Raw genomic sequence first — 13,395 nt, 5'->3', positions numbered from 1 at the left:
CTTGATAGCTTAGGGGGTAAAGAGTTCGAGTACCGACATTAGTTTATGGCATAAGGAGTCGCGCCGTGGTCGTCTTCGCCGGGCAGGGGGACGCGCGCCGCTCGATGGACCTGCTGTGGAGCGGCGAGGAGCGGCCCCGGGCGTCCGGTCCCGGCCCCAAGCCGGGGCTGAGCGTCGACCTGATCGTGGACACCGCGATCGCCGTCGCCGACGCGGAGGGCATGGCGGCGCTGTCCATGCGCGCCGTGGGCGAACGGCTCGGGCGCACGGCGATGGCCCTCTACACCTACGTCCCGGGCAAGGACGAGCTGGTCGACCTCATGTACGACCGCGCGCTCGCCGAGCTGCCCACCGGCTACGACCTGGGGGCGGGCTGGCGCGCGGCGGCCACGTCCTGGGCCGAGGACTCCTGGGCGTTCTACCTGCGGCATCCCTGGGTGCTCCAGGTCTCGCAGGCCCGCCCGGTGCTGGGCCCCAACGAGTACGGCGTGCTGGAGACGCTGCTGCGCGTCCTGACCGCGACCGGGCTGCCGGCGCCGGAGGTGCGGCGCGCGGTCTCGACGCTGTCGAGTGTGGTGCGGGGCGCGGCGCAGACGGTCGCGGAGTCGCGGCAGGCCGTCCGCGCCACCGGGCTGACGGAAGAGCAGTGGTGGTACTCCCGCACGGAGGTGCTGCTGAAGGTCGCGCCCGACTTCGCCGAACGGTTCCCGACGGTGGCGTGGCTCTACACCGAGAGCGCCCCCGCCGAGCCCGCCGAGCCCGCCGACGACTGCGTCCCCTACCTGGAACAGGCGGCGCGGGCGGCGTTCGAAGGCGGCCTCGCACTGGTCCTGGACGGCGTCGACGCGGCCATCGCCCGGAACGGAACCTGAGCCGGAACCCGGGCGGGCATTCCGGGAGAGCCGAGGGGGCAGGCGGCCGCATGTGGCCGCCTCCACGCGGGCGACCTGGCGGCGAGGTGTGAACCTGGTCTCGGTTCGAGCCGGCATGTCACAAAGGCGGGTGCCGGTGCCTCTGTATTTGTATGAAGACAGTTGGGACCTTGCCACGCGGATCGATCGACCTCGCCCTCCTCTACGCGGCGCACGACGCCTTCCGCCGGGACCTTGAGCGGCTCGCGGCGGCCGTCGCGGCGGGCAAGGCCCGCGCCCCCCACGTCCGCGAGGGCTGGGAGAACCTCAAGGAGCAGCTCCACCTGCACCACGAGGTGGAGGACGCCGAGCTGTGGCCGCGCGTGAGGCGCGCGCTGGGCGGACGGCGCGCCGAGCTGGCCGTGCTGAAGCAGACGACGGCCGAGCACGCGCGGCTGGAACCGCTGGTCGTCGCGGTCGACGCCGCGCTGGAGGACGGCGTCGACCTGGCCGGCGCGGTGGACCGGCTCCGCACGGAACTGGACGTCCAGCTGCGGCACGAGGAGGTCAGCGCGCTGCCGCTGGTCCGGTCGGCGCTGAGCGCCGAGGAGTGGACGGCGTTCGCCGAGGCGGTCCGGCAGCGGTGCGAGAAGGGCACCCAGGTGCTCATCCCGTGGATCGTGGACGGCATCGCGCCGATCGAGCGGAGCCGGTTCCTGACCGCCCTGCCCATGACCGTGCGGGAGCTCAACCGGATCTCCTGGGAGCCGCGCTATCGCAAGCTGCGCCTATGGACCGTATAAGCCGACGGCATCCCGGTCAGCCTCAAGCCGCGTCATGTGGCCTCTAGGCACCTTTATGCAACCAGCGGTTGCGCATGCCAGGTGGATCGGTTAGCGTGACGTGCAACCAAACATTGCAGAAGGTGGCGAACATGGATTTCGGAACGATCGAGCGGGAGATTCACATCGACGCCTCACCCAAGGTCGTCTTCGACGTGGTGAGCAGTCCCGAGCACCTGCGCGAGTGGTGGCCGGACGAGGCGGAGTACCCGGCCGTGCCCGGGGGAGCGGGGCGGATCGGCTTCGGGGACTTCTCACAGGGCGGCACCTGGGTGCAGTTCGTGGTCGTCGACGCCGTGCCGCCGCGGCTCTTCTCCTTCCGGTGGACCCACCAGGAAGGGGAGTCCGCCGCGCCGGACAACTCGTTCCTGGTCGTCTTCGAGCTGGAGCCCGCCGGCGATGGGACCGTCCTGCGGATGACCGAGAGCGGCTTCCGCGAGCGCGGCTGGGATGAGGCGAAGGTCGCCACTGAGTACGCCGACCACGTCACCGGCTGGGACTTCTATCTGCCTCGGCTGCCTGTGTACGCCGCGAAGGTCGAAGCGGGCGCATGAGCGTGATGGTGGACGACGACCTCTGGTCGGCGGTCGGCGACCCGACCCGGCGCCGGATGCTCGACCTGCTGCTGAGCGAGGGCGGCGGGACGGCGACCAGCTTGAGCGAGCACCTGCCGGTGACCCGCCAGGCCGTGGCGAAGCACCTCGCCGTCCTCGACCGGGTCGGCCTGGTGCACGCCGCCGCGGCCGGCCGCGAGAAGCGATTCCGCGTCGATCAGGCCCAGCTCGCCCGCGCCGTCGCCCAGCTCGCCGGCGTCGGCGCCGCCTGGGACGCCCGTCTCCAGCGCATCAAGCGCATCGCCGAGACGATCCAGCGCGGCAAGGACACCAGCGAGCAGACCGAGAAGAAGTAGGAGAGAGGAGAACCGAGATGGCGGACATCCTTCACCGCATCGGCGTCGAGCGGTCCTCGCCGGAGCAGGTGTACGACGCGCTCACCACCCTGGACGGCCTGTCCGGCTGGTGGACCGCGCAGACCTCGGGGAAGACCGGCCCCGGCGACGTGATCGAGTTCCGGTTCCGGGAGGGCGGATTCGACATGAAGGTCGCCGGGCTCGATCCAGGGCGGCTCGTCCGCTGGGACGTCGTGGACGGACCGCAGGAGTGGATCGGCACCAGCGTGCAGTGGGACCTCCGCCAGGACGGCGACTACACGATCGTGCTGTTCAAGCACGGGGACTGGCGTGAGCCGGTGGAGTTCATGCACCACTGCAGCACCAAATGGGCCACTTTCCTGATGAGCCTCAAGCAGCTCCTGGAGACCGGAGAAGGCGCCCCCGCTCCGCGCGACGTGAAGATCAGTGACTGGCACTGACCCAGGACGCCCAGGAGGTCCGGACGGTCCCGCGCTTCCGGGCGAGGCGGCCGTCCCGGGCGAGGGCTATTACCTGTAGTCAGCCGTGCGTGACGGTGTAGGTCGACTGGACGAGCCCAGCGCCCAGCACCCGCGTCGAGCGGTGGACGAGGTCGATGTCCCGGTCGAGGGCGCCGAACAGCGGCAGGCCGCCGCCCAGTAGGACCGGGACCGTGGTGATCGTCAGCTCGTCCAGCAGTCCCGCGCGCAGGAACGCCTGGACGACCTGGCCGCCGTCGGCGTAGACGCGGCGGGCGCCGCGGTCGGCGAGGTCCTTCACCAGCGCGTCCAGGTCGCGGTGGACGGTGATGCGCGGGTCGGCGTCCTCGGGCAGCCGCGTGCTGAGGACGGCCACGCGCTTGCCCTCGTACGGCCAGCCCCCGAAGGTGAGGACCTTCTCGTAGCTGCCGCGCCCCATGACGAGGGTGTCGATGCCGGCGGCGAAGGCGTCGTAGCCGGTGTCGCCCGCCTGTTCGCCGCGGCTGGTGAGCCAGCCGATGTCGCCGTCCGCGCGGGCGATGTACCCGTCCAGGCTCGTGGCGATGAAGACCGCGGCGGTGAACGGACGGTCGGTGGTCATGCGCGCCTCCGTTTGTGAATGGCTATTCATTAACTATAGCGCGCTCACAGAGAGGACGTGAGGAGTGCCAGGACGGCGACCCCGGCGGTGAGCCAGGCGGCGTAGTCGCCGATGTGGCCCGAATGCAGGGCGTGCAGGCGGCGGGCCGCTGCGTCCGTCGCGGTCCTGAGGGGATGCAGCAGGGCGAACCGCGGTGGCCCGGCGGCCGAGCGGCGCAGGGCGTGGACGGCGATCAGCACGGCGAGGACGAGGGAGAGCGCCGAGCCCGCCAGCCCGGGGATCGTCCACGGGTCGGCGGGCGTCGCGTGCGGGTGCGGGACGCGGCCGTCCAGGACCAGGCCCGCGTAACCCTCGCGGTCGGCGAACATGGCGGCGGCGGTGGCGACGGGCCCGCCGGGGAGCAGGCCGATCAGCAGCGCCCCGGCCATGAGGACGGCTCCCGGCGTGACCATCGTCCAGGGCAGGGTCCGCAGGATCGTGCGGGTCTCGGGGCCCTCGTGCCCCTCGTCCGGTCCCTTGGCGGGGTCGTCGTCGGGCGCGCCGCGGAACACTCGGAGCCACACCCGCAGGACGGCGCCCGCAGTGAGCGCGGACGAGACGATGGCGACCGGCGTGAACCACCACCAGCCGAGCTGCTCGGCGGCGTGCTCGGTGACCGAGTGCCCGGCCCACAGGCCCGAGGGCGGCAGCCCGGCCAGCCCGGCGGCACCGAGCAGGAAGATGGCACTGGTGACGGGCATGCCGCGCCCGCGTCCGCGCAGGTCGTGCTCGTCGACGGTCTCGTGCCGGTTGAGCAGGGCGCCCGCGCCGAGGAACAGGGCGCCCTTCACCCCGGCGTGCCCGGCGAGGTAGTAGGCGCTGCCCGCGAGCGCGTCGGGCGTCTTGACCGCGACGCCGACGAGCAGCAGCCCGACGTGGCTGATCGTGGAGTAGGCCAGCAGCCGCTTGATGTGCCGCTGAAGGACGCACATCACGGCGCCCAGCAGCGCGGCGGCGGCGCCGAGGACGGCGATGGCACCCGTCGGGACGAGCCCGTCGAAGATCGTCCAGTACGTGCGGGCGACGCCGTACACGCCCAGCTCGACCATGACGCCGGAGAACAGGACGCAGACCGGCGTGGGCGCGACGGCGTGGGCGTCGGCGAGCCAGAAGTGGAACGGGACGGCGGCGGCCTTGACGAGGTAGCCGGTGCAGATGAGCACGAAGGCGGCGGTGACGAGCGCGTCGCCGCGTCCGGTCCCGGCGAGGTGCCGTCCGATGGCGGCGAGCCCCAGCTCCCCGGTCCGGGCGTAGACCAGGCCGATGCCCGCGAGGGTGAGGTAGGCGCCGAGGGAGGCGATGATGCCGAAGTTGAGGGCGCCGTGGACGGTGGACGGCTCCTCCGAGCGGTAGCCGGTCAGCGCGAACGCGACGACGCTCATCAGCTCGAAGAACACGAACGCGTCGAACAGGTCCCCGGTGTAGACGAACGCGCACATGGCGGCCAGGAACAGCAGCATGAGCGTGTGGAAGATCGCCTGGACCTCGGTGAAGAACCGCCAGGAGAACACCAGCGCCGCGAGGGTGAGCACGGCGGTGGTCAGGGCGAGCGCGGCGGCGAGCGGGTCGGCGGCCAGCGGGATGCCGACACCGCTAGACGGTCCCCATCCGCCGAGCCAGGTGACCTGGGCGCGGTGGGGCGAGCGCAGCAGCGTGACGGTGGCGAGCCCGATGACGGCGCCGACGGCCAGGACGGCGGAGGCGTCCACCACCAGCCGCGGCAGCCACCGCCCGGCCGCCGCCAGCAGCGCCGCGACCAGCACCGGCACCGCGACGGTGAGCTGGAGGATCACGATTCGAGGGAGCGCAGCTCGCCGGGGTCCAGGGTGCCGCGCCGCTTGGCGACCTGGACCGCGAGGGCGAGCAGCAGCGCGGTGACGGTGGCGCCGACGACGATGTCGGTGAGCGTCATGGCCTGGACGATCGGGTCGGTGACGGGCCGTCCGCCGGGCGGGCGGTCGGAGAAGACGGGCGCGGTCGCGCCGGACCGGTATCCGATGGCCAGCAGCAGCACGTAGGTGCCGGACTGGGTCACCGACAGGCACACCACGGCGTGGATCAGGTCGCGGCTGGTGACCATCCCGTAGATCCCCACGAGCATGATCCAGCCGGCGGTCAGGTAGGGCAGGTGGCTCATGGCGGCTCCGGGGGTTCGCGGACGAGCAGCGCCTGCTCGAAGAACTTGCCGATCAGCAGGACCAGGGCGCAGCCGACCTCGGCGCCGACGGCGGCGTTGAGCGCGGGCACCTGTCCGGCGGCGGCCAGGCCGAGGGCGACGAACGCCCCGGCGGCCAGCGCCTCGGCCGACTCGAACACCGGGATCGGCCGGAGCCGCTGCAGGGCGGGGTAGTCCCCGGCGAGGTAGAGCAGGTGGATGGCGGTGCCGAGGACGACGCCGCCCTGGAAGCCCCCGCCGGGCGACTGGGCGCCGTGGGCGATGAGGTAGACGCCCGCCATGAGGGTGAGGGGCAGCAGCAGGTAGCCGATGATGCGCAGCGCGTCCGACACCTCGGCGGGGCCGTGCCGGTGCGAGGCGCCGGCGTCCTCCTCCTCTTTCCGGACGACCCGGAGCAGCACGACCGCGCCCAGGGCGGAGGCCAGCAGGATCAGCTCCTCGCCGATCGTGTCGAGCGCGCGCTGGTCGAAGTTGACCGACGACACGGTGTTGCTGGTGCCCTTCCCGAGCGCCTCGCGGACGGCGCGGTCGCCGTAGGGGTGCACGGGCCCGCCGAAGTCGGGCAGGTCCAGCGCGCCCGCGGTGAACAGCGCCGCCGTGCCCACGGCGCCGGCGGCGAACAGCAGGGTGCGGGCGCGCGCCTTCATCGGCGGGCTCCGTCCGGGCCGCCGCCGCCCGCCTTCCCGTCCTCGCCCTCGTCCTCGCCGGTGTTGTCTCTGTGATGGCGGGTGGCGTGCAGGGCGAGGATGACGATGAGCGGGACGACGACCGTCCCGACGCCGATCTGCGACATGGCCACGTCGGGGGCCTGGAGGATGAGGAACAGCAGGCCGAGGGTCAGCCCGTAGCCCGACAGCACGATCGCCTGCCGGGCGGGGTCGCGGGTGAGGACGACCGCGGTGGCCATGAGCGCGACCAGGCCGAGCCCGGCGACGATCAGGGTGTCGGCGAGGGGGCCGGAGAGGGCGTCATTCACGCGACGACCTCCCCACGGCTTGCCCGGCCGTCACCACGGTGGCGGGGCCGGTCGCGGCGAGCAGCGCGGCGATGACGGCGAGCTTGGCGACGTCGTGCCAGGACGACCAGGACCGCAGCGCCAGCCCGGCGAGCAGCAGCGGCGCGGCCAGGACGGTGACGGGGGCGACGACGTGCAGCCGCGCGGCGGCGCCGCGGGTGAAGGGCAGCCGCAGCGCGGTGAGGACCGCGACGGCTGCGCCCGCCCAGATCAGCGCGTCGGCGAGCAGGGTGCGGCTCATCGCTCGTCCCTCCCGTCACAGCGTCCGGCTCAGGAACCGCGCGAACACCAGGGAACCGGCGAACGACAGCAGCGCGAGCACGAGGGCGACGTCCAGATAGGCGGGCCGCCCGTACGCGGCGGCGAGCAGGGCCAGCGCGAGGGTCACCAGCGGCCCGGTGACGATGAGCCCGGCGAGGCGGTCCGCCGGCCGTCCGCGCAGGGTGGCCAGGAGCGCGGGGAGGAGACCGCCGAGCATGACGGCGAGGGCCGGGACGGCGGTGTTCATGCCGGTTCACCGTTCTTGCCGCCGGGCTCGTCGGCCTCGTCGGCCTCGTCGGCCTCGTCGGCCTCGTGGACCAGCCCGGTGTCCTGTAGCCGGCGCTCGAAGGACGAGGGGCCGGGGCGGAGCCGGTGGACGCGCAGCGTCCCGTGCTCGGGGTCGACGCCGCCGACGTAGGTGCCGGGCGAGGTGGAGACCAGGAGAGTGGCCGTGCCGCGGTTGGCCGCGCCGGGGGCGACGCCCAGCCGGGTCCATCCGCCGCCGGACGCGCCGCGCAGCACGACGCGCGCGGTGTCGGCGACGATCTGCGCAGGCAGCCGCGCCAGCGGCGGGAGCAGCCGGTAGGGCGGGACGGGCCGGCGCACGGGGACGAGGTCGGCGGCGGGCTGTCGGCCGCCCTCGGGGTCGGCGGCGGTGCCGGTCGTGACCAGCGCGCGGCGCGCGGCGACGGCGAGGGCCGCTCCGGCGGCGGCCGTCAGGGCGGCGACGGTGATCTCGGTGACGGAGATGGCGGAGACCAGCGCCAGGTAGGCGGCGAGGAGCGCGACCCACCACGCCAGCGGCTCGGCCGCGCGGCGCGCGAGGCCGGGCCGGAGCAGCCTGGTGGGCAGTGGCGTCGTCATGGGTCTCGCATACCCCGTCCGACGGTTCCAATCTTGTCGGCCCTGGCCTGGGGCCATGTTTGCCGGTGGCGGGCCGGGTAGGGGCGCGGGGTGCCGCCGCGCCCGCGCGGCGGCCGACCGGACGCGGATCCCCCCGATGGAAGGAAGAGAGATGAAGACCCCCTCGGCGCCGAGCAAGGGCTCCGACCAGATGAAGAAGGGCTCCGGCCAGCTGAAGAAGGGCGCGCGGAAGGCCGGCGGCGAGGTCACGGATCTGCCGGGCCAGGTCACGGCACTGCCGGCGCAGGTCACCGCGCTGCCGGGCCGCGTGGCCGGGCTCGTGCGGCTGCTGACCCTGCGCAAGCTCCTGCGCGCCGTCCCGGTCGTCGCGGCCGCCGGCGCCGGACTTGCGATCGGACGGCGCACGGCCCGCAAGCGCTGACGTGACCAGCACCTGACCGAAACCCGGGGGCCCGTTTAGAGAGATCAGTGGGGGTAGGTGCTGTGGACATCCGAACCCCCACCCCCCAGAACCCCCAAAGGAGTGGATGAGATGACTGGGCCGATCGCCCAGCAGACTTCGGGCAGCAGCACCGTCCAACGCGGCGGCGGCGGTAGCAGCAGCCTCGCCGACGTCGTCGACCTGATCCTTGAGAAGGGTCTGGTCATCGACCTGTACGCCCGCGTGTCGCTGGTGGGGATCGAGATCCTCACCGTGGACGTGCGGATCGTGGTCGCCAGCGTGGACACCTACCTGAGGTTCGCCGAGGCAGTCAACCGGCTCGACATCGCCCACGACGGCACCTCGCAGGGGCTGCCGCAGTTCGTCGAGGGCATGCAGGAGTCGGGGGCGAAGAAGAAGACCCGGGGCGCCCTGGAAGGCGCCGGCGAACGGCTGAAGGAGACCTTCGGCTCGTCGGACGACTCCGGTGAGGACGAGGACAAGGAGCCCGCGCGGCGCCGCTCGTCCCGTAAGAAGGAGGGCGACGAATGACGACGCCGCAGCCCTCCGAGCCCCTCGAAGACCAGATCCCCCAGTACGTGTACGGGGTGACCCGCGTCGACGCGAAGCTGCCCGGCGACGTCACCGGCCTGGACGACAAGCCGGTGACGCTGGTCGCGGACGGCGGCCGCTGCGCCGCGCTCATCAGCGACCTCCCGCACGACCGGGCGCTCGGCGAGCGCGCCGACCTGGTGGCGCACCAGCGGGTCCTGAACGCGCTGATGGACGCGGGCATCGTGGTGGTGCCGTTCCGGTTCGGCGCCGCGCTGGCGAACCGCGCCGCCGTGCGCAAGGAGCTGCTGGCCGGCAACTCCGACCGCCTCGGGCAGGTCCTGGACCAACTCGAAGGCCGGCTTGAGATGCGGCTCAAGGCCACCTACGTCCAGGACACGGTGCTCCGCGAGATCATGACGGACGAGCCGGAGATCGCCCAGCTCGCCGCGCGGCTGCGGGAGGTCCCCGCCGACGCCGCCGACGCGGTCTACTACGACCGGGTCCGGCTCGGCGAGCTGATCGCCCAGGCGATGGAGCGGCGCCGCGAGCACGACGGCCAGATCCTGCTGGAGTCGGTCGTGCCCGCGGCGGAGGCGTTCGTCCGCAAGACGCCCGCCCGCGAGGAGGACGTGCTGGACGCCTCCTTCCTCATCCGGTCCGGCAGCCGCGAGGAGCTGGAGCAGGCCGTGGAGAAGCTCGGCCAAGCGCACTCCGAGCGCATCCGGATCCGGCTGATCGGCCCGCTTCCGCCGTACGACTTCGTCCCGGAGGCGTGACGTGGGGATGTTCACCGGCCTGCTGACGCTGCCGCTGGCGCCCGTCCGAGGCGTGGTGTGGCTGGCCGAGGTCCTCACCGAGCAGGCGGAGGCGCAGCTGTACGACCCGGGGCGCATCGCCGCGGAGATGCAGCAGATCGCCGACGAGGCCGCCGCCGGTGAGATCACCGAGGAGGAGGCCGCCGAGCGCGAGGAGGACCTGATCCGCCGGCTGAACGAGGGCCGTGCGCGGCGCCGGTAGGCGAGGAGGCCAGTGATGATGTCCGCGGCAGAGGCCGCCAAACGCGCGGTGGAGCACGTCACGGCGATGACCGGGCGCACCGCCGAGAGCGTGGTCGGGATCGAGCGCACCGAGGACGGCTGGCGCGTCCGGGTGGAGGTGGTCGAGACCCATCGCATCCCCGACTCCGCCGACATCCTCGCGGCCTACGACACCGAGGTCGACGGGGACGGCGAGCTCGTCGCCTACCGGCGCGCCCACCGCTACCCCCGCGGACGAGTCGAGAGGGACTGAGGACCATTGAGCGAGATCTCCTGGACCGGCGGGTCGTCCGCCCGGTCGATGTCGGGGCCGCCGCCCGGCCCGCAGTCGGCCAACCTGGCCGACCTGCTGGAGCGCATCCTCGACAAGGGCATCGTGATCGTCGGGGACGTCCGGGTGAACCTGCTGGACATCGAGCTGCTGACGATCAAGCTGCGGCTGCTGGTGGCCTCGGTCGACAAGGCGAAGGAAATGGGCATCGACTGGTGGGAGCACGATCCGACGCTGTCCTCCAAGGCCCGGCGGAACGAGGCCGAGCAGGGCGCCGGGCAGGGGAACGGCCAGGTGGGCGGCGGTACGGAACGCGATCTGCTGGAGGAGAACCGGCTGCTGCGCGAGCGCCTCGCCGCCCTGGAGGCCGGCGCGGCGCAGGACTCCGGGGCGGCCGGCGCCGCGTCCGCTGAACGGGGCGGGTCCGCCGAACGGAGCGCGGACGGCGAGAGGGGCGCGTACGCCGAGCGGAGCGCGGGCGGCGAGCGGGGAGGCGGCTCGTGACCGATACCGCCGTCTACCTGTACGGGGTCGCCCGCGGGCTCGACCCGGCCGCGCTCGACGGGACCGCGGGCGTGGCGGGCTCGCCCGTCCGCGGCGTCGTCGCCGACGGGCTGACCGCGCTGGTGAGCACCGTCCGCCTGGACGACTACGGCGAGGCCGCGCTGCGCGCCAACCTGGAGGACCTGGCGTGGCTGGAGGAGACGGCCCGCGCCCACCATGACGTGGTGGACCGGGCCGCGCGCGCCGCGCCGACCGCGCCGGTGCGGATCGCCACGATCTACCGCGACGACGCGCGCGTGGCGGAGGTCCTCGCCGCGCAGGGCGACCGGTTCGGCGAGGTGCTGGACAGCATCACGGGCCGGTCCGAGTGGGGCGTCAAGGCGTACGCGCGTTCCGAGGCGCTCCGGCCCGGCGGCCCTGCGGACGCGGAGGCCTCCGACCCAGATCCCGGTGGGGGGCTCGCGCCAAGAGCCGAGTCTCTCACCGGCCCAACCACAGGCACTGGTACCGCCGGGGGAGAGGCAGGCGGCACCGGCACCGCGTACCTGCGGCGCCGGCAGAGCGAGCAGCGCCGCCGCGCGGACGCGGTACGCCGGATGGCCGAGCGGGCCGCCGACATCCACGCCGAACTCGCCGACCACGCCGTCGCGGCGCGCCATCACCCGCCGCAGGACCCGCGCCTGTCGGGCCGGGCGGGCACGCAGATCCTCAACGTCGCCTACCTGCTGGACGACGAGCAGGCGGACGGGTTCCTCGCGGTGACCCGCGCGCTGGGGGACCGGCTCGCCGCCATCGAGGTGGAGGTGACGGGGCCGTGGCCGCCGTACTCCTTCATCGACACCGGCGAGGTCACGCCCGGTCCCGAGCCCGAGGACGCCGCGCGGTGACGGCCGTCCTGGACTCCGGCGGCGGCGCGCCGATGGAGCGGGTCGCGCTGGTGGACCTGCTCGACCGGCTGCTGGCGGGCGGGGTCGTCATCACCGGGGACCTGGTCATCTCGATCGCCGAGATCGACCTGGTTCATGTGTCCCTGCGCGCGCTGGTCACCGCCGTCCGCGACGAGATGCCGTATTTGGAGGACGTGTGAGCCGAGTTCCCCACGACCATGACCGGGAGCCCGTGACCGGCGAGGTGTCGGTGCGGGACCCGGTGGCGGGCGACCCGTTCACCGACGACATCCTGGCCGGCCGCACCGGCGGCGCGGCCTCCCCGGCCCCGGTCCGGGCCGCGCCCGCCCGCAGGCCCGGACCGTCGTCGTCCTCCCCGGTGATGCAGCGGCTGCGCACCGACCCGGAGACGGTGGAGCGCGACCTGGTGAAGCTCGTCCTCACCCTGGTCGAGCTGATCCGCCAGCTGATGGAGCGGCAGGCGCTGCGCCGCGCCGAGGGCGGCGGCCTCACCGACGAGCAGGTCGAGCGCCTCGGCCTGGCGCTGATGCGCCTGGACGAGGCGATGACCAAGCTCAAGGACCACTTCGACCTGGACGACCACGACCTCAATCTCGACCTGGGCCCCCTCGGCCCGCTGCTGCCGGAGGACTGAGCGGCGGCAGCCCCTCCAGGACGCGGAACAGGGTGAGCCACTGGTCGGGGCGGACGAAGGCGACGACGGTGTCGCGGGCGAGTCCGGCGGCGCGGAACGCCGCGTCCAGGCGCGCCTTGGGATGCGCTTGGCGAAGTGAGGCGTGCAGGGCGCCGCCCTTGCCGCCGAACCCGAGTTCGACGCAGCGCGTGTAGCCGTCCATGGCGCCGGACGGCAGGAGCGGCCGTGCGCGCCGATCCAGCCGGAGGACGGCGGAATCCACGCGCGGGACGGGACGGAACCTGTCGCGCGAGATGCGTCCGGCCATCCGCCAGGAGAAGACGGGCCACGTCTCGACGGTCAGGCGGCTCCAGCGGCCGTAGTCCCCGGTGCGCTTGCGCGCGTATTCGAGCTGCGTGACGAGGGTCGCGGACACCAGGCCGGGCGCGCTCAGCGCCCAGCCGACGATCCTGGACGTGGCGGCGTACGGGATGTTGCCCGCCAGGTGGAACGGTCCGCCCGGGGGCCGGGCCCGCAGGAAGTCGCCGGTCACGCAGGTGACGTTGCCGAGGTCGCGGCAGCGGTCCCGCAGCCGGGCCGCCCATACCGGGTCGAGCTCGTAGGCGATGACGCGGTCGGCGCGCACGGCGAGGGCCGCGGTGATGCGGCCGTCCCCGGCGCCCGCCTCGACGACGAGGCCGCCGGGCCCGTCGCCGACGGAACGGGCGTAGCGGCGGATGGCGTCGCGGTCGGCGAGGAAGTTCTGGGAGAGCTCGCGCCTGGCGCGGTCGCGGGCGGTCCGCCTATCCGGGGCGCGGCGCGCGCGCGAAGTGCGGGTGGTGCGGTGCCTGGAGTCGTGGTTCACGGTCGCCGTCCTTGGCGTCCGGCCGTGGAAGGGCCGGTAGGACGGACGGGCGCCACGCGATGGCGGCGCGCGCAGAACACGTGCCCCACCGCTGGAAACGCTGCATGCGGCAGACGTGGTGGCGGTGGTGGCCGTGATGGCGGTGTGCGTGCAGGCGTGCGCCAAGGTGCCCGGCGGACCCGT

At 73.5% G+C, this 13,395-nt stretch carries 23 protein-coding genes; 14 read left to right on the top strand and 9 right to left on the bottom strand.

Features of this window, described 5'->3' with window-relative positions:
• Positions 1–65 precede the first annotated feature (65 nt).
• The 5 genes from E1298_RS02650 (at position 66) to E1298_RS02630 (ending at position 3,064) form a co-directional block, all read left to right on the top strand.
• Positions 66–872: a TetR/AcrR family transcriptional regulator gene (locus tag E1298_RS02650; protein WP_131889109.1), complete on the top strand. Its 807-nt coding sequence runs from the start codon at positions 66–68 to the stop codon at positions 870–872.
• A 170-nt stretch (positions 873–1,042) separates the two neighbouring features.
• The gene (locus E1298_RS02645; RefSeq protein WP_207944393.1) at positions 1,043–1,654 is read left to right on the top strand and encodes a hemerythrin domain-containing protein; all 612 of its coding nucleotides are present in this window, start codon (positions 1,043–1,045) and stop codon (positions 1,652–1,654) included.
• Between the two features lie 131 nt (positions 1,655–1,785).
• Positions 1,786–2,247, top strand: coding sequence for an SRPBCC domain-containing protein (locus tag E1298_RS02640; protein WP_131889107.1), 462 nt, complete (start codon positions 1,786–1,788; stop codon positions 2,245–2,247).
• Entirely contained in the window at positions 2,244–2,603 is a 360-nt protein-coding gene (locus E1298_RS02635; RefSeq protein WP_131889106.1) for an ArsR/SmtB family transcription factor, read from the top strand. The genes E1298_RS02640 and E1298_RS02635 overlap by 4 nt, the downstream gene beginning before the upstream one ends.
• Positions 2,604–2,620: 17 nt before the next feature.
• The gene (locus E1298_RS02630) at positions 2,621–3,064 is read left to right on the top strand and encodes an SRPBCC family protein (RefSeq protein WP_131889105.1); all 444 of its coding nucleotides are present in this window, start codon (positions 2,621–2,623) and stop codon (positions 3,062–3,064) included.
• Between the two features lie 79 nt (positions 3,065–3,143).
• On the opposite strand, the gene E1298_RS02625 is transcribed toward E1298_RS02630, so the two are convergent.
• Genes E1298_RS02625 through E1298_RS49255 form a run of 8 tightly spaced genes read right to left on the bottom strand, consistent with a single transcriptional unit; the run spans position 3,144 to position 8,038 of the window.
• Complete coding sequence (locus E1298_RS02625) at positions 3,144–3,683, bottom strand: dihydrofolate reductase family protein (protein WP_131889104.1); 540 nt, start codon at positions 3,681–3,683, stop codon at positions 3,144–3,146.
• Positions 3,684–3,727: 44 nt separating this feature from the next.
• On the bottom strand, positions 3,728–5,515 hold the full coding sequence (locus E1298_RS02620) for a complex I subunit 5 family protein (RefSeq protein ID WP_207944392.1): 1,788 nt from the start codon (positions 5,513–5,515) through the stop codon (positions 3,728–3,730).
• The gene (locus tag E1298_RS02615) at positions 5,512–5,859 is read right to left on the bottom strand and encodes a sodium:proton antiporter (protein ID WP_131889103.1); all 348 of its coding nucleotides are present in this window, start codon (positions 5,857–5,859) and stop codon (positions 5,512–5,514) included. The genes E1298_RS02620 and E1298_RS02615 overlap by 4 nt, the downstream gene beginning before the upstream one ends.
• On the bottom strand, positions 5,856–6,545 hold the full coding sequence (locus E1298_RS02610) for an MnhB domain-containing protein (protein ID WP_131889102.1): 690 nt from the start codon (positions 6,543–6,545) through the stop codon (positions 5,856–5,858). Before E1298_RS02610 ends, E1298_RS02615 begins: the two co-directional genes overlap by 4 nt.
• On the bottom strand, positions 6,542–6,874 hold the full coding sequence (locus E1298_RS02605; RefSeq protein ID WP_243725351.1) for a DUF4040 domain-containing protein: 333 nt from the start codon (positions 6,872–6,874) through the stop codon (positions 6,542–6,544). The genes E1298_RS02610 and E1298_RS02605 overlap by 4 nt, the downstream gene beginning before the upstream one ends.
• A complete protein-coding gene (locus E1298_RS02600; RefSeq protein ID WP_131889101.1) occupies positions 6,867–7,154 on the bottom strand; it encodes a monovalent cation/H(+) antiporter subunit G in 288 nt (95 codons plus the stop codon). The genes E1298_RS02605 and E1298_RS02600 overlap by 8 nt, the downstream gene beginning before the upstream one ends.
• Before the next feature lie 15 nt (positions 7,155–7,169).
• The gene (locus E1298_RS02595) at positions 7,170–7,421 is read right to left on the bottom strand and encodes a monovalent cation/H+ antiporter complex subunit F (protein ID WP_131889100.1); all 252 of its coding nucleotides are present in this window, start codon (positions 7,419–7,421) and stop codon (positions 7,170–7,172) included.
• Positions 7,418–8,038, bottom strand: coding sequence for a hypothetical protein (locus tag E1298_RS49255; RefSeq protein ID WP_207944391.1), 621 nt, complete (start codon positions 8,036–8,038; stop codon positions 7,418–7,420). Before E1298_RS49255 ends, E1298_RS02595 begins: the two co-directional genes overlap by 4 nt.
• Before the next feature lie 151 nt (positions 8,039–8,189).
• Between E1298_RS49255 and E1298_RS02585 the strand changes: the two genes are divergently transcribed.
• From E1298_RS02585 to E1298_RS50115, 9 genes are all read left to right on the top strand, one after another.
• Positions 8,190–8,459 carry a hypothetical protein gene (locus tag E1298_RS02585; RefSeq protein WP_131889099.1) on the top strand — a complete coding sequence of 90 codons (270 nt, stop codon included), beginning with the start codon at positions 8,190–8,192 and terminating at the stop codon, positions 8,457–8,459.
• 111 nt (positions 8,460–8,570) lie between these two features.
• Positions 8,571–9,011 carry a gas vesicle protein GvpJ gene (gene gvpJ, locus E1298_RS02580; protein ID WP_131889098.1) on the top strand — a complete coding sequence of 147 codons (441 nt, stop codon included), beginning with the start codon at positions 8,571–8,573 and terminating at the stop codon, positions 9,009–9,011.
• On the top strand, positions 9,008–9,790 hold the full coding sequence (locus E1298_RS02575) for a GvpL/GvpF family gas vesicle protein (RefSeq protein ID WP_131889097.1): 783 nt from the start codon (positions 9,008–9,010) through the stop codon (positions 9,788–9,790). Before gvpJ ends, E1298_RS02575 begins: the two co-directional genes overlap by 4 nt.
• Positions 9,791–9,797: 7 nt before the next feature.
• Positions 9,798–10,031 carry a gas vesicle protein GvpG gene (locus E1298_RS02570; protein ID WP_243725357.1) on the top strand — a complete coding sequence of 78 codons (234 nt, stop codon included), beginning with the start codon at positions 9,798–9,800 and terminating at the stop codon, positions 10,029–10,031.
• A 15-nt stretch (positions 10,032–10,046) separates the two neighbouring features.
• Positions 10,047–10,304, top strand: a complete 258-nt coding sequence (locus E1298_RS02565; RefSeq protein ID WP_131889095.1) for a gas vesicle protein GvpO — start codon at positions 10,047–10,049, stop codon at positions 10,302–10,304.
• A gap of 6 nt (positions 10,305–10,310) precedes the next feature.
• Positions 10,311–10,826 (top strand): gas vesicle protein, encoded by a 516-nt coding sequence (locus E1298_RS02560; protein WP_424923054.1) that lies wholly within the window; start codon positions 10,311–10,313, stop codon positions 10,824–10,826.
• On the top strand, positions 10,823–11,713 hold the full coding sequence (locus E1298_RS02555) for a GvpL/GvpF family gas vesicle protein (RefSeq protein ID WP_131889094.1): 891 nt from the start codon (positions 10,823–10,825) through the stop codon (positions 11,711–11,713). The genes E1298_RS02560 and E1298_RS02555 overlap by 4 nt, the downstream gene beginning before the upstream one ends.
• On the top strand, positions 11,710–11,913 hold the full coding sequence (locus tag E1298_RS02550) for a gas vesicle protein (protein ID WP_243725350.1): 204 nt from the start codon (positions 11,710–11,712) through the stop codon (positions 11,911–11,913). The genes E1298_RS02555 and E1298_RS02550 overlap by 4 nt, the downstream gene beginning before the upstream one ends.
• On the top strand, positions 11,910–12,368 hold the full coding sequence (locus E1298_RS50115; protein ID WP_243725349.1) for a gas vesicle protein K: 459 nt from the start codon (positions 11,910–11,912) through the stop codon (positions 12,366–12,368). The genes E1298_RS02550 and E1298_RS50115 overlap by 4 nt, the downstream gene beginning before the upstream one ends.
• Here E1298_RS50115 and erm read toward each other — a convergent pair.
• Positions 12,322–13,212, bottom strand: a complete 891-nt coding sequence (erm, locus tag E1298_RS02540; protein WP_131889093.1) for an ErmE/ErmH/ErmO/ErmR family 23S rRNA (adenine(2058)-N(6))-methyltransferase — start codon at positions 13,210–13,212, stop codon at positions 12,322–12,324. The genes E1298_RS50115 and erm overlap by 47 nt on opposite strands.
• Positions 13,213–13,395 lie beyond the last annotated feature (183 nt).

Origin of the sequence: Actinomadura rubrisoli (genome assembly GCF_004349215.1) — a bacterium.
Lineage (GTDB): Bacteria > Actinomycetota > Actinomycetes > Streptosporangiales > Streptosporangiaceae > Spirillospora > Spirillospora rubrisoli.
Note: the sequence above shows the minus strand (reverse complement) of the source record. Positions and strands in the feature narration are given on the sequence as shown.

Bases quoted from the DNA above. Each gene is read 5' to 3' on its own strand.
- E1298_RS02640 (WP_131889107.1), top strand. From the start codon at position 1,786: ATGGATTTCGGAACGATCGAGCGGGAGATTCACATCGACGCCTCACCC.
- E1298_RS02635 (WP_131889106.1), top strand. From the start codon at position 2,244: ATGAGCGTGATGGTGGACGACGACCTCTGGTCGGCGGTCGGCGACCCG.
- E1298_RS02630 (WP_131889105.1), top strand. From the start codon at position 2,621: ATGGCGGACATCCTTCACCGCATCGGCGTCGAGCGGTCCTCGCCGGAG.
- E1298_RS02625 (WP_131889104.1), bottom strand. From the start codon at position 3,683: ATGACCACCGACCGTCCGTTCACCGCCGCGGTCTTCATCGCCACGAGC.
- E1298_RS02615 (WP_131889103.1), bottom strand. From the start codon at position 5,859: ATGAGCCACCTGCCCTACCTGACCGCCGGCTGGATCATGCTCGTGGGG.
- E1298_RS02610 (WP_131889102.1), bottom strand. From the start codon at position 6,545: ATGAAGGCGCGCGCCCGCACCCTGCTGTTCGCCGCCGGCGCCGTGGGC.
- E1298_RS02600 (WP_131889101.1), bottom strand. From the start codon at position 7,154: ATGAGCCGCACCCTGCTCGCCGACGCGCTGATCTGGGCGGGCGCAGCC.
- E1298_RS02595 (WP_131889100.1), bottom strand. From the start codon at position 7,421: ATGAACACCGCCGTCCCGGCCCTCGCCGTCATGCTCGGCGGTCTCCTC.
- E1298_RS49255 (WP_207944391.1), bottom strand. From the start codon at position 8,038: ATGACGACGCCACTGCCCACCAGGCTGCTCCGGCCCGGCCTCGCGCGC.
- E1298_RS02585 (WP_131889099.1), top strand. From the start codon at position 8,190: ATGAAGACCCCCTCGGCGCCGAGCAAGGGCTCCGACCAGATGAAGAAG.
- gvpJ (WP_131889098.1), top strand. From the start codon at position 8,571: ATGACTGGGCCGATCGCCCAGCAGACTTCGGGCAGCAGCACCGTCCAA.
- E1298_RS02575 (WP_131889097.1), top strand. From the start codon at position 9,008: ATGACGACGCCGCAGCCCTCCGAGCCCCTCGAAGACCAGATCCCCCAG.
- E1298_RS02570 (WP_243725357.1), top strand. From the start codon at position 9,798: ATGTTCACCGGCCTGCTGACGCTGCCGCTGGCGCCCGTCCGAGGCGTG.
- E1298_RS02565 (WP_131889095.1), top strand. From the start codon at position 10,047: ATGATGTCCGCGGCAGAGGCCGCCAAACGCGCGGTGGAGCACGTCACG.